The 3,575-nt window shown below is 66.3% G+C and carries 3 protein-coding genes and 1 pseudogene; 1 reads left to right on the top strand and 3 read right to left on the bottom strand.

Annotated elements, in window-relative coordinates:
- Positions 1–298, top strand: a 298-nt coding sequence (locus RMO25_RS02850; RefSeq protein WP_309661098.1) for a DnaB-like helicase C-terminal domain-containing protein, incomplete at its 5' end; no start/stop codon positions are given.
- 42 nt (positions 299–340) lie between these two features.
- Here RMO25_RS02850 and astD read toward each other — a convergent pair.
- The 3 genes and pseudogenes from astD to RMO25_RS02835 form a co-directional block, all read right to left on the bottom strand.
- A complete protein-coding gene (astD, locus tag RMO25_RS02845; protein WP_309661097.1) occupies positions 341–1,768 on the bottom strand; it encodes a succinylglutamate-semialdehyde dehydrogenase in 1,428 nt (475 codons plus the stop codon).
- Positions 1,769–1,801: 33 nt separating this feature from the next.
- A complete protein-coding gene (locus RMO25_RS02840) occupies positions 1,802–3,193 on the bottom strand; it encodes a protein adenylyltransferase SelO family protein (RefSeq protein ID WP_309661096.1) in 1,392 nt (463 codons plus the stop codon).
- Positions 3,194–3,277: 84 nt separating this feature from the next.
- A pseudogene (locus RMO25_RS02835) lies at positions 3,278–3,575 on the bottom strand (TonB-dependent receptor); the annotation flags it as partial.

Below are 3,575 nucleotides of genomic sequence, written 5' to 3'. Positions count from 1 at the left end.
GCGCGAGTCGGGATCGATCGAGCAGGACGCGGACATCGTGCTGTTCATCTACCGCGAGGATTATTACGTCGCGTCGCGCGAGCCCAAGCGGCCGGTCGAAGGCGACGACGCCAAGGCCCATGAGCAGCATGAGGAATGGGCGCGAGACATGAGCCGGGTCTATGGCCTGGCCGAGCTGATCGTCGCCAAGCAGCGTCACGGCGCGACCGGCAAGGTGCGGCTCAAGTTCGACAGCCGGATCACCAAGTTCAGCGACGTCGTTGACGACAGTTATTTGCCGGAGATGCGCAACAGTTAGGGCGGGGGCGCCGCCTGTCGGGGAGGGCAGGCGGCGTTAAGCCTAGCCTTCGAGCATGTCGGGGTCCTTGAGCCCCTGATCGATCTTGGCGCGGGCCAGGGCCGTCTCGCTGCTGGTCACCGGATAGGCGCAATAATCGGCGGCGTAGAACGCGCTCGGGCGGTGGTTGCCCGACAGTCCGACCCCGCCAAACGGAGCATTCGACGGGGCGCCGTTGGTCGGCTTGTTCCAGTTGATGACTCCGGCGCGGACGTTCGCCCAGAATTTGTCGTACAGTTCGGGGCTTCCGCCGACGAGGCTGGCCGCGAGCCCGAAGCGGGTGGCGTTGGCCTCGTCGATCGCGGCATCGAAATCCTTGACCCGGATCAGTTGCATCACGGGCCCGAACATCTCCTCGTCGGGGCGGTCCGCGACGTCGGTGACGTCGATCAGGGCGGGGGTGAGGAAAGGCAGCGCCTCGCTTGGACGATCGAGCCGCCGCACCGGCTTGCCGCCCTTCATCATCAGGCCGAGCCATTGCTCCTGCAGATGATCGGCGGCCGCGTTGTCGATCATCGGCCCCATGAATGGCGGCGGGTCGGCGAACGGCTCGCCGACGATGAGCCGGTCGACCAAGCGCAGGATCGCCTCGACCAGCGGGCCTTCCTGGCCGTCCTCGACAATCAGGCGCCGCGCCGCGGTGCAGCGCTGCCCGGCCGAAAGATAGGCCGATTGAACGGCAATGACCGCGGCCGCGTCGATGTCCTTGGCGTCCCACACCACCAGTGGATTATTGCCGCCAAGCTCGAGCGCGAGGATCTTGTGCGGGGCTTCGGCGAACTGCCGGTGCAAGGCCCGGCCGGCGCGGGCCGAACCGGTGAACAACAGCCCGTCGATGCCCGGCTCGGCAGCGAGCGCCCGCCCTTCTTCCGGGCCGCCGATCAGCAGGCGCACGACGCCCTCGGGCACGCCCGCCTGGTGGAAGCATTCGACCAGCAAAGCGCCGGTCGCGGGGGTCTTCTCCGACGGTTTGAAGACCAATGCATTGCCGGCGATCAGCGCCGGGACGATGTGGCCGTTTGGCAGGTGTGCCGGGAAGTTATACGGGCCGAGCACCGCAAGCACGCCATGGGGCTTGTGGCGGACCGCGATCTTGTTGCCGAGCGCGGCCTCGAGCCTGCGCTGCGGCGTGCGCTCCGAATAAGCGTCGATCGAGATCTGGACCTTGTTGATGACCGCCGCGACCTCGGTCTTGGCTTCCCACATTGGCTTGCCGGTTTCGCGGGCAATGAGCGTGGCGAATTCGGTTTCGCGCTGGCGCACGACATTGGCGAACCGCCGGACGGCCTCGCTGCGGTAGGACAGCGAATGCGCGGCCCACCCGCCGGCAGCGGTTCGGGCAGAAGCAACCTCTGCGGCCGCGTCGCCGATTTCGCCCGACCAGATTTCGGCGCCAGTTGCCGGTTCGGTCGAGACCAGTTTTTCAGCCATCAGCAAGCGCGCTCCACGAACTTGGCTGCTGCGTCAAGCCGGGGCGGACGCATCGGCGTCCATCGCCTCGCCCATCCGGCGGATCGCGGCGACTTTGGATTCAAACGGATTCCAGTCGTCGCGCTCGGCGATCGCCGCCCAGATCGCCTCGACCTCATCGATGTGCATCGAGCAGGGTTCGAGATCGGCCCAATAGGGATGAGTTACCGGGCGCTCGCGGCCGCGCAGCGCAGCGGCGAGCGCGCGAAACGGTGGGGCGGGATAGCGCGACGCACCAGGATCGCGGCCGCCGCGCCAGTCGAAGAAGATGCGGTCGATGGTGCCTAGCCGGGATTGGAGGGCGGCCATCAAGGTGGCGGCTACGGCCCGATCCTGGTCGGTGCCGAGTGGGGACACGCCAAGCCGTTTGATCAGCGCCTGGAACAGCGCCGTCTCGAAGCGCTCGCTCCAGCCGTCCAGCAGGTCGGACAGCGGCGGCGCATCGGTGACCATGGCGAGGCAGCCGGCGAGTTGTGCCAGGTCCCAGTGGATCGCTTCGGGCTGGCGGGCGAACGCGTAGAGGCCGTGGTGATCGAAATAAGCGGCGGTGAAATCCGGGTCCCAATCGGGCGCGAAGCGCCACGGGCCATAGTCGAAGCTTTCGCCCGTGATGGCGATATTGTCGCTGTTGAGCACGCCATGGACGAAGCCCGCGGCCAAAAAACCGGCGGCGAGGTTGGCGGTGGCAGCGGAGACGAGGTCGAACAGGCGCAGCGCATCGGCGGCGGGGTCGTTCGAAGGCTGCTCGGCGTAGAGGTTGGCGAGGCAGTAGCGGACGAGCTTGTTGATGTTGTCGGTCTCGCCGAAGAAGGCGAGGCGCTGGAAGGTGCCGATGCGGATGTGGCCGTAGCCGATGCGGGTGAGTACCGCCGAGCGGGTCGGGGAGGGCTCGTCGCCGCGGACCAACTCCTCGCCGGTTTCGAACAAAGCGAAGGTCTTCGAGGTGTTGACGCCGAGCGCCTCGAGCATCTCGGTCGCGAGCACTTCGCGTAACCCACCCTTGAGCGTCAGCCGGCCGTCGGCAGTGCGGCTGTAGGGGGTGGTTCCGGAGCCCTTGGTGGCGAGGTCGAGCAGGCGATTTCGGTCGTCGCGCAGCTGAGCGAAGAGGAAGCCGCGGCCGTCGCCGATGTCAGGATTGTACACGCGGAACTGGTGACCGTGATAGCGCAGGGCGAGCGGTTGGGGGAGGTTTTGGAGGAGTGGTTCGAAACGGCAGAAGTGCGCGGCCCAAGTAGCATCGTCGAACTCACCGAGGCCGACGCGGGCCGCCCAGCGCTGGTTGAGGAAGCGCGGGATCGCCTTGGGGAAGGGCGCTGGCTCGACGGGGTCGTAGAAGTCCGGGCCGAGGTCGAGGATCTTGGGATCTGGTCGGTAGGGAGCGGGCATGCCGCCGCCTCGCACGGGGCGCTCGCTTGAAGCAAGCGCCCCTGGGCGGACGGTCAGCCGCGCCCGAGGAGAACCGCGTTCGTCCTAGAACTTCACTCCGATTTTGACATAATACGTCCGCGGCGCGCCGTAATAGACTGTCCGGATGCTGCCGATCGACGAGAAGTCCTGGCCTTCGGTCTTGTAAACCTTGTCGCTCAAATTCTGGACGTAAAGTCCGACATTGAGCAAGCGGTCAGCATCTTCCCAAACCACTCGGGCGTCATGGATCCAGTAGGGGTCGGAAAACAGGCCATCGATCCGCGTGGTCGTGCCGACGCTGCCGTTGATTACGGTACTGTCGACCGACAATGCCATTTCCGAGCGGTAGCGCGACTGTCCG

Source organism: Sphingomonas sp., from assembly GCF_031361285.1.
GTDB lineage: Bacteria > Pseudomonadota > Alphaproteobacteria > Sphingomonadales > Sphingomonadaceae > Sphingomicrobium.
This window is presented reverse-complemented; position numbering and strand designations above follow the sequence as displayed.